Origin of the sequence: Halostagnicola sp. A-GB9-2 (assembly GCF_030068615.1) — an archaeon.
Lineage (GTDB): Archaea > Halobacteriota > Halobacteria > Halobacteriales > Natrialbaceae > Halostagnicola.
In genome coordinates this window covers 104173-120038 of sequence record NZ_JASJOC010000007.1, presented here as the reverse complement: position 1 = coordinate 120038, position 15866 = coordinate 104173, and the positions used below count along the sequence as shown (strand labels likewise).

General features: G+C 57.5%; 12 protein-coding genes. 5 read left to right on the top strand and 7 right to left on the bottom strand.

What is annotated here, in order from left to right:
* The first annotated feature begins 536 nt into the window (after positions 1–536).
* Both QNM96_RS16760 and QNM96_RS16755 read left to right on the top strand, forming a co-directional pair.
* Positions 537–2213, top strand: coding sequence for a BCCT family transporter (locus QNM96_RS16760; protein WP_283837788.1), 1677 nt, complete (start codon positions 537–539; stop codon positions 2211–2213).
* A gap of 141 nt (positions 2214–2354) precedes the next feature.
* Entirely contained in the window at positions 2355–3716 is a 1362-nt protein-coding gene (locus QNM96_RS16755) for an aminotransferase class III-fold pyridoxal phosphate-dependent enzyme (RefSeq protein ID WP_283837787.1), read from the top strand.
* Positions 3717–4090: 374 nt separating this feature from the next.
* On the opposite strand, the gene QNM96_RS16750 is transcribed toward QNM96_RS16755, so the two are convergent.
* The 3 genes from QNM96_RS16750 to QNM96_RS16740 form a co-directional block, all read right to left on the bottom strand.
* Positions 4091–4348 carry an AbrB/MazE/SpoVT family DNA-binding domain-containing protein gene (locus QNM96_RS16750; protein WP_283837785.1) on the bottom strand — a complete coding sequence of 86 codons (258 nt, stop codon included), beginning with the start codon at positions 4346–4348 and terminating at the stop codon, positions 4091–4093.
* Positions 4349–4627: 279 nt separating this feature from the next.
* Positions 4628–5860, bottom strand: coding sequence for a threonine ammonia-lyase (ilvA, locus tag QNM96_RS16745; protein WP_283837784.1), 1233 nt, complete (start codon positions 5858–5860; stop codon positions 4628–4630).
* Positions 5857–7209, bottom strand: coding sequence for an amidohydrolase (locus QNM96_RS16740; protein WP_283837782.1), 1353 nt, complete (start codon positions 7207–7209; stop codon positions 5857–5859). The genes ilvA and QNM96_RS16740 overlap by 4 nt, the downstream gene beginning before the upstream one ends.
* A gap of 126 nt (positions 7210–7335) precedes the next feature.
* On the opposite strand from QNM96_RS16740, the gene QNM96_RS16735 reads away from it, so the two are divergent.
* Together QNM96_RS16735 and QNM96_RS16730 are read left to right on the top strand one after the other, a co-directional pair.
* The gene (locus tag QNM96_RS16735; protein WP_283837781.1) at positions 7336–8307 is read left to right on the top strand and encodes a D-2-hydroxyacid dehydrogenase; all 972 of its coding nucleotides are present in this window, start codon (positions 7336–7338) and stop codon (positions 8305–8307) included.
* Between the two features lie 279 nt (positions 8308–8586).
* Complete coding sequence (locus tag QNM96_RS16730; protein ID WP_283837780.1) at positions 8587–8745, top strand: hypothetical protein; 159 nt, start codon at positions 8587–8589, stop codon at positions 8743–8745.
* 253 nt (positions 8746–8998) lie between these two features.
* Here the strand turns inward: QNM96_RS16730 and QNM96_RS16725 are convergent, their stop codons facing one another.
* The 4 genes from QNM96_RS16725 to QNM96_RS16710 all read right to left on the bottom strand — a co-directional run bounded on the left by QNM96_RS16725 (position 8999) and on the right by QNM96_RS16710 (position 14271).
* Complete coding sequence (locus QNM96_RS16725; RefSeq protein WP_283837778.1) at positions 8999–10180, bottom strand: M24 family metallopeptidase; 1182 nt, start codon at positions 10178–10180, stop codon at positions 8999–9001.
* A 317-nt stretch (positions 10181–10497) separates the two neighbouring features.
* Positions 10498–11334 carry an ABC transporter permease gene (locus QNM96_RS16720; RefSeq protein WP_283837776.1) on the bottom strand — a complete coding sequence of 279 codons (837 nt, stop codon included), beginning with the start codon at positions 11332–11334 and terminating at the stop codon, positions 10498–10500.
* Positions 11331–12341, bottom strand: a complete 1011-nt coding sequence (locus QNM96_RS16715; RefSeq protein ID WP_283837774.1) for an ATP-binding cassette domain-containing protein — start codon at positions 12339–12341, stop codon at positions 11331–11333. The genes QNM96_RS16720 and QNM96_RS16715 overlap by 4 nt, the downstream gene beginning before the upstream one ends.
* Positions 12342–12993: 652 nt before the next feature.
* The gene (locus tag QNM96_RS16710; RefSeq protein ID WP_283837773.1) at positions 12994–14271 is read right to left on the bottom strand and encodes an orc1/cdc6 family replication initiation protein; all 1278 of its coding nucleotides are present in this window, start codon (positions 14269–14271) and stop codon (positions 12994–12996) included.
* Positions 14272–15306: 1035 nt separating this feature from the next.
* On the opposite strand from QNM96_RS16710, the gene QNM96_RS16705 reads away from it, so the two are divergent.
* A complete protein-coding gene (locus QNM96_RS16705; protein ID WP_283837772.1) occupies positions 15307–15858 on the top strand; it encodes a hypothetical protein in 552 nt (183 codons plus the stop codon).
* The last annotated feature ends 8 nt before the right edge of the window (positions 15859–15866 follow it).

Sequence of the window (15866 nt, the reverse complement as noted above, 5' to 3'; positions counted from 1 at the left end):
CGTACGAGATGTGGGTCATAGGAGAGAGCCCGAGTCGACTGAATCCGAATCGACTGAGTTCGGATCGAATATCCCCGCTGATACGAACGGGCTCGTTGAGTCGCACGAAGCGAAATGAAAGCCCCCGTTCGGGCCGATCAATCGCTCATTTGCGGGCGCGGACATCGGTCCGGGATTGCGGAATCCGCTCGTCGCATTCGACAAGCACGCTTGAACGTGACGTTCTCCCTGCGTAAACGGAGTTTTCATGCCGATTTTATGCTATTACCGATCCGTAGTAACTCGATAGGAATTCGTTCAAACCGTTATTCCAGTGGATTCTACACATTCGGTCAGTTCAATCCGAGATTGACGACGCGTAGTTGGACGTTCTGTATAAACAAAATCTGTATATGCCAGTTACAAAAAGGAAATATTTATACCATATACCAACGACAAGTTCGGTATGCTTTCACAAAGCATGGGATGTGTTGCGTGGAGACAGGGATGGTGTCGCCGAACGACACGCTCTACCGCGGAATTGGAGGTGAATAGCAATGAGTGATGCAGACCGCGGGATGGTGAATCGGTTCCTCGAGGAACTCGATCCAGTCGTCTTCGTGTTCGGTGCGTTGCTTTCGGTCGGCGTGATCGCGGCGTTCTTCGTCGACCGAGACGCCGTTTCGACCGGAATCGAAGTCGTCCACGACGAAATGCTCAGCTACCTGAGCTGGGCGCTACTGGTGATCGTCTTCTTGATCGTCGTCTTCTTGCTCTTCTTGATCGTCGGGCCGTGGGGGAAGATCAAGTTTGGAGACGGCGATCCGGAGTACAGTTTCCTCTCGTTTTTCGCGATGTTGTACTCGGCCGGGTTCGCCGCGGGCGTCGTGTTCTGGGGACCGACCGAGGCGCTGTTTTATTATGACGACCCGAATCCGCTGTTCGGCGCAACCGGCGGCTCGAGCGAGGCGATTTCGCTCGCGGTGCAACAAACGCTGTTCCACTGGGCGCTGCCGCAGTTAGCCGTCTTTACCATCATGGGGATTGCGATCGGCTACTTCGCGTACAACTACGACAACGTGCCCCTTCGGGTTTCGTCGGCGCTCACGCCGATACTCGGTGCTGACAATCTCGACGGGCCGGCTGCGAAAGTGATCGACATCCTCGCAGTGTTCGCGACGATCGGCGGCGTCGCGACCTCGCTGGGCTTCATCGGGAGCCAGTTCGTCAGCGGACTCGACTACCAGTGGGGGATCAATTTAGGCGATGTCGGCGTGCTTCTCGTGGTGACGATGATGACGATCTTGTTTACGATTTCGATGGTTCTCGGGATCGACAAGGGAATCCGTCGGCTCTCGAACTTCAACATGATCATGTTCGTCGGGCTGATGATCACGACCTTCATCGTGGGGCCCACGATGTTCCTCCTCTTGCTCGGCTCCCAGGCCGTCGGCGGCATGATTTCGGACTTTACGGCGATGAGCCTGTACACCGGTGCCGGGGAAGGGGGGACCGGATGGGTCGAAGCCTGGACCGTCTTCTACTGGGCGTGGGCACTCTCGTGGTCGCCTTTTGCCGGACTGTTCATCGCACGAATTTCCAAGGGACGAACCGTCCGCGAAGTCGCGTTCACAGGGATCGTTGCGACCTCCGCGGCGACGATTCCGTGGTTTACCTTCGTCGGCGGAACCGCTGTCTGGGCCCAACACAACGGCGTTGCCGACTTCAGCGAAGTGCTTGCGGGAGAGGCCGGTGCGGAAGCCTCCGGCTTTATTCTCTTCGACGCGCTCCAGTTATCGGTGAATCTGGGGATTGCCGAATTGACGTTGCCGGTCGGTTCGATCCTGATATTGGTCTTTATGGTCCTCGTAACCACCTTCTTCGTCACATCTGCCGACTCGTCGACCCTCGCCGTCTCGATGATGACGACCGGTGGGAAAGCGAGTCCCTCAAGCATCAACCGAATCTTCTGGGGAATCGTTCTCGGATTAACCGCCGCGATCCTCATTATTCTCGGCGGCGAAGGCGGCGCCGATGCGTTACAGCAGGCCGTCGTCATCACTGGCGCCCCGTTCGCGTTCGTCTGTTTCCTCGCGATGCTTTCGCTTATCAAGAACTTCAGCGCGACGGAAGGTCGAGTCCTGCTCCAAGAGGAGACGGTGCTGATCGGTCCGAGCGAGGAGCAATCGGATAGCGATCCGCCAGCGAGCGTCGATCCTGGCGACGACGACTAACGGGAGTGGGAATTCGACTTCACCGTCACAAAGACCGAGCCGAAAATCGGGCGGAAGACTCGAGAAACCAACCGACCGCCGTCCGAACCGGTGAGACAGCCTATAACAAGTTTTAATGTATGCCATACACATATTCTGTGTATGGATAGGAGCACGGCGGAGCCCGACGTGGCCGCGTTCCCCGGACCGAACGCTCGAGAGTGGGTCGAGTTTCACGGGGCCAACGCGGCCCCGAGCGAGTACTCCCACGAATTCGTTTGGGACATCACTCGCGAGGCCGACGGGCCGTTCGTCACCGACGTCGACGGAAACGTTCTGCTGGACTTTACGTGTCACATCGGTGCAGCGCCGCTCGGATACAACAACGAGAAACTTCTCGACAAGCTTCGGGAGTTCGACCTCGTCGAGCCGATGAAAATCGCGGGCCAGGACATGTACTTCGGTTCAGGGCCAACCCCCGACGAGTCCGACGTTCCGGGCTCGAGTCACCTGATGGCAAAACTGGTCGATATCTCGAGTCAGTACGGGATGGACACCGTCTTCCTCTCGAACTCCGGCGCGGAAGCGATGGAGAACGCGATGAAGATAACGCACGACCACCGGGCCCCCGCGAAATACGGCGTCGCATTCGAAGGGAGTTTTCACGGCCGTACCCTCGCAACGCTGTCGCTGACGAAATCCAAGGAGATATACACGCGCCAGTATCCCGAAATCAGCGGCATCGAGACGATACCGTTCTGTGCCGACCGCGGCTGTAGCGCGGAGACCTGTGACTGCGGATTCTTTACCGGATCGGGTTCGCGGCTCCGAAACTCGCTCTCGCCCGAGGGAGGCCACATCAACCCCGACGAAATCGCCTTTCTCACCCTCGAGCCGGTCCAGGGCGTCGGCGGCTATCGCTTCCCCAGCGAGGCGTTCATGCGCGAGGTCGCAGACGTCACCGACGAGTACGACATCCCGCTCGTCGTCGACGAAATCCAATCCGGCGTTGGCCGAACGGGAAAGATCTGGGCGTCGGATCACTACCCGATCGAACCAGATGTGATCGCCAGCGCCAAAGCGCTTCGCGTTGGCGCGACCATCTCGCGGTCGGAAATTTTCCCCGCGGAAAAGAACCGGCTCGGCTCGACGTTCGGCGGTGGCGACCTGCTCGGGTCGATGATGGGGGCGTTCACCCTCGAGGCCATCAAGGAGTACGACCTGCTCGAAAACGCCACGCGACGCGGCGAGCAAGCCAAGGAATTGCTTCGCGACGACGCGCCGGACTACGTTGAGGACGTGCGCGGCAAAGGGCTGATGCTCGCCGTCGAGTTCGACACGGCCGAACGGCGCAACGCCGTCGTGAAGGAATCGCTCGAACGCGGATTGTTGACGCTGGGCTGTGGCAAGAAGACGATTCGGCTGCTCCCGCCGCTGGACTCGAGTGAACGGGAAATCGCGCTTGGAGGAGGGCTTTTTCTCGAGGCGATCGACTCGGTCGGGACGAGTCCGAGGGCGGCCTAACGGTAGCTCGCGGGGGTAAGCTTCGGTTCGTTCGGAACCGTGTTGAGTTCGCGGACACGATCGCGGTGATCGAGCGAAACCGCTGAAGCGCCGTAGCAAATACGATTACCACCCCATTCCCAAACTTCGGGGATCGGGTAGAGTTTTTATACTGAATCGACTCCAAGTGGTGAATACCCGTGGGCAACACGGTTTGCCCTCCATTCCACCCATCCCCACTCAGCCTTCATCTCCACCCCCCTCGTCCCATAGGCATCCCCCGGGCATCCCACGGGCTTTTCCCGATTCGATAGCGACGGATTAGGTAGTCGGATTCTTCTTTCGAGAGACGATCGTTTGTAACGCGGTAAAGAAGTCCGTGTCAGCGTAGATCGTCACCGGTTTCCAGACAGTTCGTCTAACGCATCTTCTTGAGCGGTCTCGCGGGACTCTCGTTTGATCTCCTCGATCGATGTATCGTCGAATGCGTCGCCGACGGCATCGCGGAGTCCTTCGATCGGATCGTCGTTGAGCGGGATCAATTCGACCCGATCTCTGCGTTCGACGACCCGATATCGGTCGCCGTGTTTCTCACGGATCTCGTAAGGAATGACGACCCGACCTTGATCGTCGGCCCCAACTGTTTCACCCATGTAGTTTCCACTATGGCGACAATACTGAAAAATGTCCACGAACGGTGATTTATTCCCCCAAGATTACCCGGCCGGAAGCGAACGAGATTCACAGCCACCGGTGCGCTATTTATCAGGAAACAGGGAGCGATTTGGCTCAGAACAACGGGCTGACGACAGTCGCTTCTTCCGCTCTTCCCGTGCAGAGAAAATTGCCTTCTCGGAATGGAATTCGATTGTTCAAAGAAAACCAGCCCGCTGACGGTTCATCGGGATCCGAGAACCGCACTTTCGTCCCGTTTATCGAGACTCGAGCACCGAAATCTCGTTTAATTCCTCAAGTGCCTCGAGAACGCCCGACAGATGCTCGGGACCGCTCCCTTCGAGTCCGATCGTCACCGGAACGCGATTTGGCTGATCGACGGGGCGACGGCGAGCGCGCTCGAGAACGTCGAGTTCGGCTCCGCGGTCCTCGACCGTCTCGATGAGCCCGCCGAGTGCTGTGGGCCAGCCGTCGACGGCCAGCCTGGCCTCGATATAACGCTCGAGTTCCCCCAATCCGGTTCGAGTCAGTTCCGCGTGCTCGGTGAGATTTACGTTGCCGCCCGAGACGACGACACCGACGTGTTCGCCCTCGAGATCGAGTGAGTTCGAATTCGAAAGCGCAGCCGCGAGCGGTGCGGCTCCGGCACTTTCCGCAACCGTCTTGGCGCGTTCGGCCAGTAGCGTCACGGCGACGGCCATCTCGTCGTCTCTGACGGCGACCACGTCGTCGACGACGTCGCGAGCGACCGCGAAGGTCGTCTCGAGCATTCTGGTGTCGGCGATTCCTTCCGCAACGGTGTCGACGGATTCGAGTTCGTGAATTCGATCGTCCTCAAGCGACGGCTTCGCGTGGAGGGCGCCCTCGGGCTGGACGCCCACGACGCGGATATCCGGATCCGTGGCCTTCAGTGCGGTTCCGATGCCGGAGATCAGTCCGCCACCGCCGATGGCGACGAGCACGGTATCGAGTTCCGGATACTGTGCTCGCAACTCGAGCCCGATCGTTCCCTGGCCCGCGATGATCGCCTCGTCGTCGAACGGGTGAACGAAGGTCTCGCCCGTCTCGCCGACCCGCTCGAGGGCGTACTCGTAGGATTGTTCGTAGATCTTCCCCTCCACGACGACCTCAGCTCCGTAGCCGCGGGTCGCCTCGATCTTCGCGGCGGGCGTGACTTCCGGAACGACGATGGTGGTGTCGATATCGAGTACGTCGCCGGCCAGCGCCACCCCCTGTGCGTGGTTGCCCGCACTCGAGGCGACGACCCCGCCGTCGCGTTCCGCATCCGAAAGCTGGGCCATCGTGTTGTACGCGCCGCGAATCTTGAACGATCCCGTCCGTTGGGTGTTCTCGAGTTTGAGCCCGACCGATTCGGCACCGCTCATCTCGGCGAACGTCCAGGACGTGTCGAGCGGCGTGCGGTGAACGACGCCGTCGATGCGTTCTCCGGCGGCTTCGATGTCCTCGAGCGAGACGCGGCCCCCACTCATTTCTCGCCCTCCGAACGCGAGACGGGACGTTCTTCCGCCCGCGTGCTGGAACGCTCCTCCAACCCGGGGACCGGATGTCGGTGCTCGAGTTCTCGGATCGTCTCGACCAGCACCGAGACGCCGTGCTCGAGGCTCGCCTCGTCGACGTCAAACGTCGGCGTGTGGTGGCTCGTCGGATGGTCGGTACCGACGATCAGGTAGGACGCGAGGCCGCCGTCTTCCTGTACGCGTTCCATCAGAAACGTGGCGTCCTCGCTCGCGCCGAAATCGGCAGTGGGGACGACGTCGTCGATCCCGTCGACGGAACCCGCAACGGTCGCGATGACGTCGACGAGTTCCGAATCGCTGTCAGCTCGCGGCGACTCACTAATCACGTCTACGTCGGCTCCACAGCCGTGCATTGTCGCGGCAGATCGCATGACACGCTCGAGTTTGGCTTTCGCGTACTCCATCAGTTCCGTCGTTTCACCCCGTGCTTCGGCTTCGAGGTGGGCGCGTTCGGCGATGACGTTGCTCGCGGTTCCCGCCTCCGCACGACCGATGTTTATCCGGGTCATCCCACCGCTGTGACGGGGGATTCCGTAGGTGTTCTCGATCGCCGTTCCCATAGCCTGGATCGCGTTGTCGCCCTCCTGCGGGGCCTTTCCCGCGTGGGCAGACGTTCCCTTGATCGTCACGTCGACGTGACACATCGCGAGCGGTTTCTCGATGCCCGCGATGACCTGTCCTGTTGGGTGGTCAAGACCCACATGGATCGCGAGCAGGTAATCCAGGTCGTCGGCGAAGGGGCTCTTTGCCATCGGACAGCCGCCGCCACTTACCTCCTCTGCGGGCTGGAAAAAGACCACCAGTTGACCAGAGAAATCGCTCTCCTTGATCGCCTCGAGAACGGCCAGTCCCCAAGTCATGTGAACGTCGTGCCCGCACGCGTGCATCGTTCCCTCGATCTCCGAGCGGAAGCCTTCGGCGTCCGGTACGTGGTCGTCGCCCGAGGCCTCCTCGACGAACAGGCCGTCGATGTCGACGCGGAGGCCGATCCGAGGTCCGTCGCCGCACTCGAGAACTGCGACGGCTCCCGTGTTTCCGCCAGCCATTCGCTCGAGCAATTCCGGGTCGGCACCGCGCTCGTGCGCTCGTCGATCCCACCATGCGAGTTCTTCGTCGGCGGGAACGGCCATTCGGTCGCCCGGATCGTAGGCGTCGGGGCCGACGGCGAGTTCGTCGACGCCGATCGCTCTAATTTCCTCGACGAGTTGAGCGGTCGTGTAGAACTCCCGCCACGCGGGTTCGGGATGGCGGTGGAGACTTCGACGGAGCGTGACGAGGCGATCCTGAACCGGTTCGTTCATGCGACTAGCTGACGCGCCCCATTACCTTAATAATACACAATTCTCGTTAACGTCGTTTACACATAAAGAATAAGACTGTTCGTGACAATCCTCACGCAAGCGTCACCCGGGCGCGAAGAGATCGATATGAGCACGAACCCAGATGTCGTCGTCCTCCGCGAAGGGACGGAAGGCCTGTCGATGGAATCGTACGCCGAGACGCTGTCCGAGCGCTTGCCGAACCACGCCGTCGAACTCGCACGGACGCCGAAAGCTGAGCGCGAACTCGTCCCGCAGGCGCAGGTCGTGACCGGAATCACGATCGACGAAGCCCTCCTCGAGCGGGCGGATCGACTCGAACTCTTCGCCTGTACCTTCGCTGGCACCGAGCACGTTCCGATCGACGCGCTCGCCGAGTGCGGCGTCGCCGTGACGAACGCCGGCGGTATTCACGCCCCCGGCATCGCCGAGCAGGCGATCGGGAACATGCTCGTCTTCGCCCGAAACCTCCACGAAGGGTGGCGCCGCAAGGCGAACAACGAATGGCGTCACTTCCAGTCTCACGAGTTCACCGACAGCACCGTCGCGGTCGTCGGCCTCGGCTCGATCGGTCAGGAGGTCGTTCGACGACTCGAGGGCTTCGGCGTCGAGACGATCGGAATACGGTACACGCCGTCGAAGGGCGGGCCGACGGACGAGGTGCTGAGCTTCGATGAAGAAGACATCCACGAGGCGTTCTCCCGGAGCGAGTACGTCGTCCTCGCGTGTCCGTTGAACGATCTAACCCGCAATCTCGTTGACGAGGACGCGCTGGCGACCTTGCCGCCGAACGCGGTGATCGTCAACGCCGCTCGGGGCGGGATCGTCGACACCGACGCGCTCGTCTCCGCGCTCCAGTACAACGGCATTCGCGGCGCCGCACTCGACGTCACCGACCCCGAGCCCCTTCCCAGCGATCACGAACTCTGGGATCTCGAAAGTTGTCTGATCACACCCCACACCGGCGGTCACACGCCGAAACATTGGGATCGACTGGCCGACATCGTCGCGCACAACGTCAAGGCCCTCGAGTCGGGCGATAATTTGGAAAACGCGGTGTCGCAACTGGGTCCGCGGTGAGAGGCCGTACTGGCTAGAGTCGGATACATAATACACGATTCAGAAAATCGCCGACGAAACCGGCATCAACGAGAACTCGATTCAGCCGGTTCTCAATCGGCTCCGATCGCGCGAACTCGTCCGACACAAGGAACCGTACTGGGCGATCGGCGATCTCGAGCGGGTTCGTGATGCGTTCGTGTTTCAGTCGACGAGTCAGTTTCTCGACGAAACGTTGGGCGCAGAAGACCGTCGAGAGTGGCTCGACGCCGTACAAAAGTCCGGCGCCGAGGACGACGAGTGACAGATTCACAGCCGCCGTCCGACGGCCTCAAACGGGGACACGTCGTCCTCGCGCCGGACCCTTTCAAAGAAACCGACGAGGCGACGAGACTCTGGGTAGTCGTTAATAATGAAACACACCCATTCGACGGGGAACAATACGTCGTGATGGGATAACGACACGAACATGGTACGAGAGACGTATTCCGCTGAGTGATGACGACTTTCGGCATCGTCGAGCACCGAGCGATAGTTCGATCGTTCCACACGCTGTTGCGTCGCTCCAACCCAATCTGGTAACCGACTACGTCTGCCGGATTCGTGCCGAGCCGCTCGAGGATGCGATCGAGATGCTTCTCGAGTATCTGTAACGGCTGTAGAAGAAGCCAAAGAGCGGTACCGATTCCGGAGTCGAACAATCGGACGTGACTTACGTCGTGAACAGTTTTCGCGGGAACTCCGCGAGCGTCTCCGCGCCGTCGCTGGTCACGTGGAACGTCTCGCTGATCTCGACGCCGACCTCGTCCGTCCAGATGCCGGGGATCATGTGGAAGGTCATGTCCTCCTCGAGGACCGTTTCGTCTCCCGGTCGAATGCTCGCCGTGTGCTCGCCCCAGTCCGGCGGATAGCCCAGCCCCATCGAGTACCCGATTCGATCCTCCTTTTCGATGTCGTACTTCGCGATGGTATCCCGCCAAGCTTTCTCGACGGATTCGCAGGTAACGCCGGGCTCGGCGGCGTCGAGCGCCGCCTCGAGGCCCTCGACAACGATCTCTGCGGTGTCTTCGAGGATTGCGGGCGGATCCCCGACGAACGTCGTCCGCGCCATCGGGGAGTGATACCGGTGGCGACAGCCCGAGAGCTCGATGATTACGGGATCACCTTGCTCGAACGGCCGATCCGTCCACGTCAGGTGCGGCGTTCCGGTGTGATCACCCGACGGCATCAGCGGGACGATAGACGGGTAGTCGCCGCCGAACGCGTCGGTCCCGGTAATGAGTGCCTCGGAGATTGCCGCGGCGGCTTCGTACTCCGGAACGCCCTCCTCAATCGTCTCGAGCCCGGCCTCCATAGCTACCTCCGAAATCCGCGCGGCTTCCCGCATGTACTCGAGTTCCCGCTCGGATTTTTTGACTCGAACCCAGTTGACGAGCAACGTCCGGTCCTCGAACTCGGCCTCTGGGAGGTTCTCCTGCAGGCGCGTGTAGGACTTTGCGGTGAAGTAGGAGGCGTCCATCTCGAGACCGATTCGGCCGTCCTCGACGTCCAAGTCCTCGAGGACGTCTGCGACGTAGTCCATCGGATGGAGGTCGTACGGCGAGTGGACGTGATCGTCGCTGTAGGATCGAATGTTCGGCTCGGAGAGCCAGGCCGTCGCCCGCGCACCGTTTGCGTCCATTTCGCGACCAACCCAGACCGGTTCGTCGTCCGCATCGGGCGTGACGATTACGGCCTGATGAACGTAAAACGACCAGCCGTCGTACCCCGTCAGATAGTTCATGTTCGCCGGGTCGGAGACGACGATCGCGTCGAGGTTTTCCTCGCGCAATCGTGCTTTCGTCCGGTTCACTCGGCGTTCGTACTCGGATTGGTCGAAGACATCTCGTGACATGATAACAGGGACTCTAGTGAGAGGATCGATCAGGAGTATTAAAAGTTTTTCGTGTATGTCGATAACAGATAGTGTGTATAGTCTCTCTTTTTGTTATCCACGAGACAAGGTCGTTTGACGTGATCATATTATCACGACAGTATTTGTTTATAAGTTGTGTGCTCGGTAAGCAAATCCGCCCTCGCAAAGGAAGGCGCATCCGCGGTTGGGCAACCAAAGTATTCATCGGTCGGACAAGTGAAATATTCAGCGGTTGGGCAAGCGAAATACTCCCAAACCCGTTCAAATTTCACTACCGAAAATGGCTATACGGAGGGCTACGTCGAAGTGCGAAAGAGGTACATGGTAATCGGCCCGAAGACGACCACGAGCGCGACGGACATTGCGAGCACCACGCCAATCTCTCCGGCCGTGGCGCTTCCGTGCATCAGCCCGCGCATCGCCGTCACGAGGTGACTAACCGGGTTGATATCGACGAACGCCTCGAGCCAGCCGGGCATCGTTTCGGGGTCGACGAACACGTTGCTGACGAACGTCAGCGGAAACAGGATCATCATGCTCACGCCCATGAGCGACTCGGGCGAGCGCATAACGAACCCGAGTGCGGTCCAGATCCACGACAGGCTAAAGGAGAACACCAACAGGAGCGCCACCGCCGCCAGCACTCCGATTACCCCGCCTTCCGGTCGGAATCCAAGTATCAGACCGAGAACGATCACCAGCGTCGACGCGATCGTGTATCGGACCGCATCGCCGAGCAGTGCACCGACGATAACCGACGGCTGCCAGATCGGTAGCGTTCGGAAGCGATCGAAGACGCCCTTGTCGATGTCGTTGTTCAGCGTAACCCCCGTGTAGATCGTGATGAACACGACCGTCATCGCGAGGATACCCGGTAAGAGATCCTGCAGGTACGCACCCGTCGAACCAGCCAGCGCACCGCCGAACAGGTATGTGAACATCAGCAGGAACATGATCGGAAAGACGGTCACGTCAAACAGTTGCTCGGGGACGTGTTTGATCTTCAGCAACGCCCGCCAGCCGAACGTGAGCGACGAGGAGACGGCGTTCGGACCGTCTGGTCGATCCCCGGTCGCCACCGCTGACTGTAGCATTTCGACGTCCGGCTCGTCGGACTCGTTCGAAACCGTCATCGAGAATTCCCTCCCTCCCCCAATTCGTCGGTAGCTGGTCGATCAGTCAGAGCGAGGAAGACCTCGTCGAGACTCGGCTGTCCGAGCGCAAAGTCCGTGACTTCGATCCCGGATCGAGAGAGTACTTCGAACGCGTTTGCGGCGTTTGCGGCGTCGGAAATCCGCGCTGAAAGCGCCACCGGATCAGAGTCGATCTCGATGGGCGCGTCGAGTATCTCAGCTAGCAGCCGTTCGGCATCCACTCGACGTTCTGGATCGCGTAATCGGACGTTCAGTACTCCGGAGCCGATCGAGGATTTGAGTTCACTCGGTGTTCCTTCGGCGATAATTCTTCCATCGTCGATAACCGCAATCCGATCGGCCAGGTAGTCGGCCTCGTCGAGGTACTGCGTGGTCAAAAGTACCGTCGTCCCATTATCGACGAGCGCCCGGATGATATCCCAGACCTGGTTTCGGTTTCGTGGATCGAGACCCGTCGTCGGTTCGTCGAGAAAGAGCAAATCGGGTGTGACGACGATGCTCGCCGCGATGTCGAGCCGTCGTCGCATACCGCCCGAGTACGTTTTCACCTGACGCGTCGCCGCCTCGGTCAGCCCGAAGGCGTCGATCAGTTCAGCAGTTCGTTCCTTGGATCGTGACCTCGAGTAGCCCAACAGTCGTGCCAGCAAGCGGAGGTTCTCGTTCCCGGTGAGATCCTCGTCTACCGACGCGAACTGTCCGGTCATGCTCACGCTGGATCGCACTGCGTCACTTTCGCGGACGACATCGTGCCCGAGTACGTTCGCCGTTCCCTCGTCGGGCTGTAGCAACGTCGCGAGCATGCGAATAGTGGTCGTCTTGCCCGCACCGTTCGGCCCGAGGAGGCCGTAGATACCACCCGCTGGAACTGCCATGTCGATTCCATCGACGGCTTTCGTCTCGCCGAAGTGTTTGACGAGGCCGCTGGTCTCGATTGCGAGTGGAACGCTATCGGTCACCTGCTTGCTCTCGAGTGCCGTATCGTCCAAAGCCCCGAACGACCGATTTCGAGTCCGATCGTCCTTAGCCGGAGTAGGTGAGGGGGGAGATTGAGTCGGCTCTGATGAAGTCATCTCTGCAGGCGTCGACGATCCCTGGAATTCAGTTCGGTTTCCTGTGAGTTCGTGTTCAGTCATCTTCGCACCTGCAATTCACAGAATTCTGATAGATGGCAAGTGGAATAACGCACCGCAGCCGTCTCAGTTTGGGGGTTGGTGGTCATCACGTTCTCCTCGCTAGGTAGACGCCTCCAGAGTGTATGAACCTGCGCCATGAGTGGAGCGGAAGTAGTTGATAGAGGTGCTGAGGTAGTGGATATCGGACGAGACAGAGTGTGACGGATCACTTTCGGTCACCTCATACGACAGCTTCCGAGTCGACACGTACGATAGCGATCGGCACCGTACGCGACTCGAACCAGACTACTGCGACAATCAACCGTAAATTAACCACAGACAGTCAGTTCACTACACCACTCCGTCCGCTGTTCGAGCGGATAGTTCCCATCCCCTACGTTTACTCTAGTATACAAGAGAGACAGTACTTTAGGAGAAAGTTTTGTGATCAAAGTCAGTAGACTATTCAAAGACAATAGCAGTCTGGCGAACGGTTAGTTGTCGAAAGAACGGGCAGTAAATTATATTATTGAAACTCCAATAATGATGTGTCTTCACTTTGGGAGTTTTCATCAGACATATATTTCTGGATAGAATCGTGAACGCCAACATCCTCGAGAATGTCATCTAACGCAGAAAGAATTAACTCGATATCCATATCGAGCGTGTATTCCCGATACGTCCCACCTCGTCTCCCTTCATTCCGTTCTGTAACAGAGACGAGGCCGAGCATCGCGAGTTCCGAAAGGTGATCACGCATTCGGCGTGGAACGAGCGGGTCGCGTCCCGCCCGCTGTGCGAAGTTCGTGTATCGCGGGCGGACGTCCCGTGATCGGATCGGTGTTTCATCCTGCAGGTGTAACGTGAGAAGCGAGTACAAAACGAGATGTCCATGTTGGGTAAGGCCGTTAATCCCTTCCTCTATTCGACCTCGTTCCAGGTCGTGGCGTCCTGCCTCGACGTGTTCTTCAGTGATGATGATTTCGTTTGCTTGTTCTTGGGTTACCTCTTCTTCGCGAGCCAAATCACCTGCTTTCATGAGGAGGTCGATCGATTGCCGAGCATCACCGGCATCTTTCGCTCCGTACGCAGCACAAAGCGGAATCACCGCATCGTCAATGACACCATCGTGGAACGCGACTTCCGCGCGCTGCTCGAGGATTTTCTGGAGATCTCCTGCATCGTATGCCGGAAAATGAATCTCCTGTTCACAAAGAGAGCTTTTGACCTTCGGTGAGAGATCGTCGCGGAATGAAAAGTCGTTCGAAATTCCGATAATACCGATCTTAGCATCGCTGAGATTATTATTTGCGCGCGCTCGAGGAAGTTGATAGAGAATCGAATCGTCTTCGACGTGATCGACTTCGTCGAGAACAATTAAGTTGGTTCCTCCCAGAGAATCGAGATCGTCCCAGAGCATTTCGTAAACGGTCGCTCGTGGATATCCGGTCGTACTGATCTGATTCGTTTCTTCGCGGAGTTCATTGACGAGTCGAGTCGCGATTTGGTATGACGAGGTTAGGCCGTCACAGTTGAGAAACGTGAGGTTGAGATCGATGTCGTCGTACTGGCTCGCATCTTCCTCAAGATGTGAAAGAAGATATCTCGTCGCAGCCGTTTTTCCGACACCCGTTTTTCCATAGAGGAAGACGTTGTTCGGTTGTTCTCCGTTAATTACTGGCTGAAGTGATGCTTGATACATCTGAATCTCCTCGTCACGTCCGACCAACTCTTCGGGTTGATAGTCCTCGCGTAGCGCATCGCGATTTTTGTATATTTCTGTGTCGCGTTCGAATAGACCCATTCGTTTTCTTAACAGACCGTTATCATGGATGGTTATAAAACCACCGCGTCCGGAGTGTCCGCTGTTCTGTTTACTTTATAATAAACGGGAAAACACACCCACCCCACTTTGTCCGCTGTTATAGTGAAGAAGAAGCGGGGGAGAGAAATGGGGTTTATTGGGTAGAAAGTTTTATAACCTCTTCTGAGAGATTAGTCCGTACTGTACCTTATTGATTATATTCATTGGATGTGTAGTGAATATCATCTGGTCCTAGGTAGATATTTTCGGCACTTCCTATCGATCAACAGCCCACCCACATGCTCTGGTCAGAACAGCGGACAAAGTGGGGTGGGTGTGTACAACGTAAGGTGGTGTGTAGTTATTCCTAATATCGTTGGAGGAGTATTTTAGGAAGAGTGTGGAACACACCGCATTGGTGACCTCGTCCTATCCTCTAATTCGGACATTCTGCATCTTTCGAAAACGGATAAATCCCGGGATTGGAATTTAGAGGCAGACGAATGGATGTCTTCTCCTATCTGCCAATACCGACGTAATGAACGCATTTTACTATACCTTTCGTCCGGTTCGAAGAAATATCTGAAAATTAGGTACTATCACATTGTCCGTTACAACTGTTCCTTTGGACACCACTTTGTCCGCTGTTCTACTAACCAATGAGTGAATTTCATCGGAACAGCGGACAAGGTGGTGTGGGTGATCTCGCTCCCTTCCACTACTTGAGGAAATAGTACGTCCCTTTTCCATCCCAATTTTGCCCATGTGGACACCACAATGTCCGCTGTTATGGTTGGCCAATCAACTCCACCTTGTCCGCTGTTCTTGAGCGGTTGACGTTGAAGAAAAACAGCGGACATAGTGGTGTCTGACGCTTTCTCAACCTAGTAGCCGTAGGCGAATACACTAGTTTCGATTCAATGTACAGTAACGACTTTCAGTCCAATTCGGTGGTATTGGTTCCGAACAATCGAAATTCATGCAAGCTAATTACTGCAAAATCCTTATCAGTTCCTGCCCATGAATTCCCTTCCCATGGGAAACGAATCTAAAGACGCTGTTCAGTACGGAATTGGCGGTGTATATGGATGGCCAGTCGGCGGCGTTCTTGGAGGGGTAATCGGAACAGGGGCATTTGGACTCCTCGTGTGGTTCGTAAATCCCGAAATCATTCAAGCGACGATTCCCGGATTGTATGGATTTGAACCTGGTAGCGAAACCGGTTGGGTAATCCATCTTGTTCACGGTGCAATACTGGGTCTCATTTTCGCCTCTATTGTAACTCGAGATTTGGTTCTCGGGACGTTACTCGCGTCCGTTGAAACCGAAGCGCTTTCTGAACTCTCTGATACAATCCGTTTTGTCGGAGCTGGGTTCGCCTACGGTATTCTAGTCTGGACAATCCTTCCCGTGTTTGCGGCTCCGGCTCAACTTGGCCTTATCAGTCAATCAGCAATCGAGGAATTTCCTGCTTTAGCCGCCGAGGCAATGATCGGACACGTCCTCTTCGGAATGCTTCTTGGTGCGGTGTTCGCCGTTTCGGTGGACGTTTCTGCCAGATCCGTCGATGATACACTCAAGAACTAATCCACTAT

Coding starts and splice junctions, on each gene's coding strand:
- QNM96_RS16760 (WP_283837788.1), top strand. CDS start 537: ATGAGTGATGCAGACCGCGGGATGGTGAATCGGTTCCTCGAGGAACTC.
- QNM96_RS16755 (WP_283837787.1), top strand. CDS start 2,355: ATGGATAGGAGCACGGCGGAGCCCGACGTGGCCGCGTTCCCCGGACCG.
- QNM96_RS16750 (WP_283837785.1), bottom strand. CDS start 4,348: ATGGGTGAAACAGTTGGGGCCGACGATCAAGGTCGGGTCGTCATTCCT.
- ilvA (WP_283837784.1), bottom strand. CDS start 5,860: ATGAGTGGGGGCCGCGTCTCGCTCGAGGACATCGAAGCCGCCGGAGAA.
- QNM96_RS16740 (WP_283837782.1), bottom strand. CDS start 7,209: ATGAACGAACCGGTTCAGGATCGCCTCGTCACGCTCCGTCGAAGTCTC.
- QNM96_RS16735 (WP_283837781.1), top strand. CDS start 7,336: ATGAGCACGAACCCAGATGTCGTCGTCCTCCGCGAAGGGACGGAAGGC.
- QNM96_RS16725 (WP_283837778.1), bottom strand. CDS start 10,180: ATGTCACGAGATGTCTTCGACCAATCCGAGTACGAACGCCGAGTGAAC.
- QNM96_RS16720 (WP_283837776.1), bottom strand. CDS start 11,334: ATGACGGTTTCGAACGAGTCCGACGAGCCGGACGTCGAAATGCTACAG.
- QNM96_RS16710 (WP_283837773.1), bottom strand. CDS start 14,271: ATGGGTCTATTCGAACGCGACACAGAAATATACAAAAATCGCGATGCG.
- QNM96_RS16705 (WP_283837772.1), top strand. CDS start 15,307: ATGGGAAACGAATCTAAAGACGCTGTTCAGTACGGAATTGGCGGTGTA.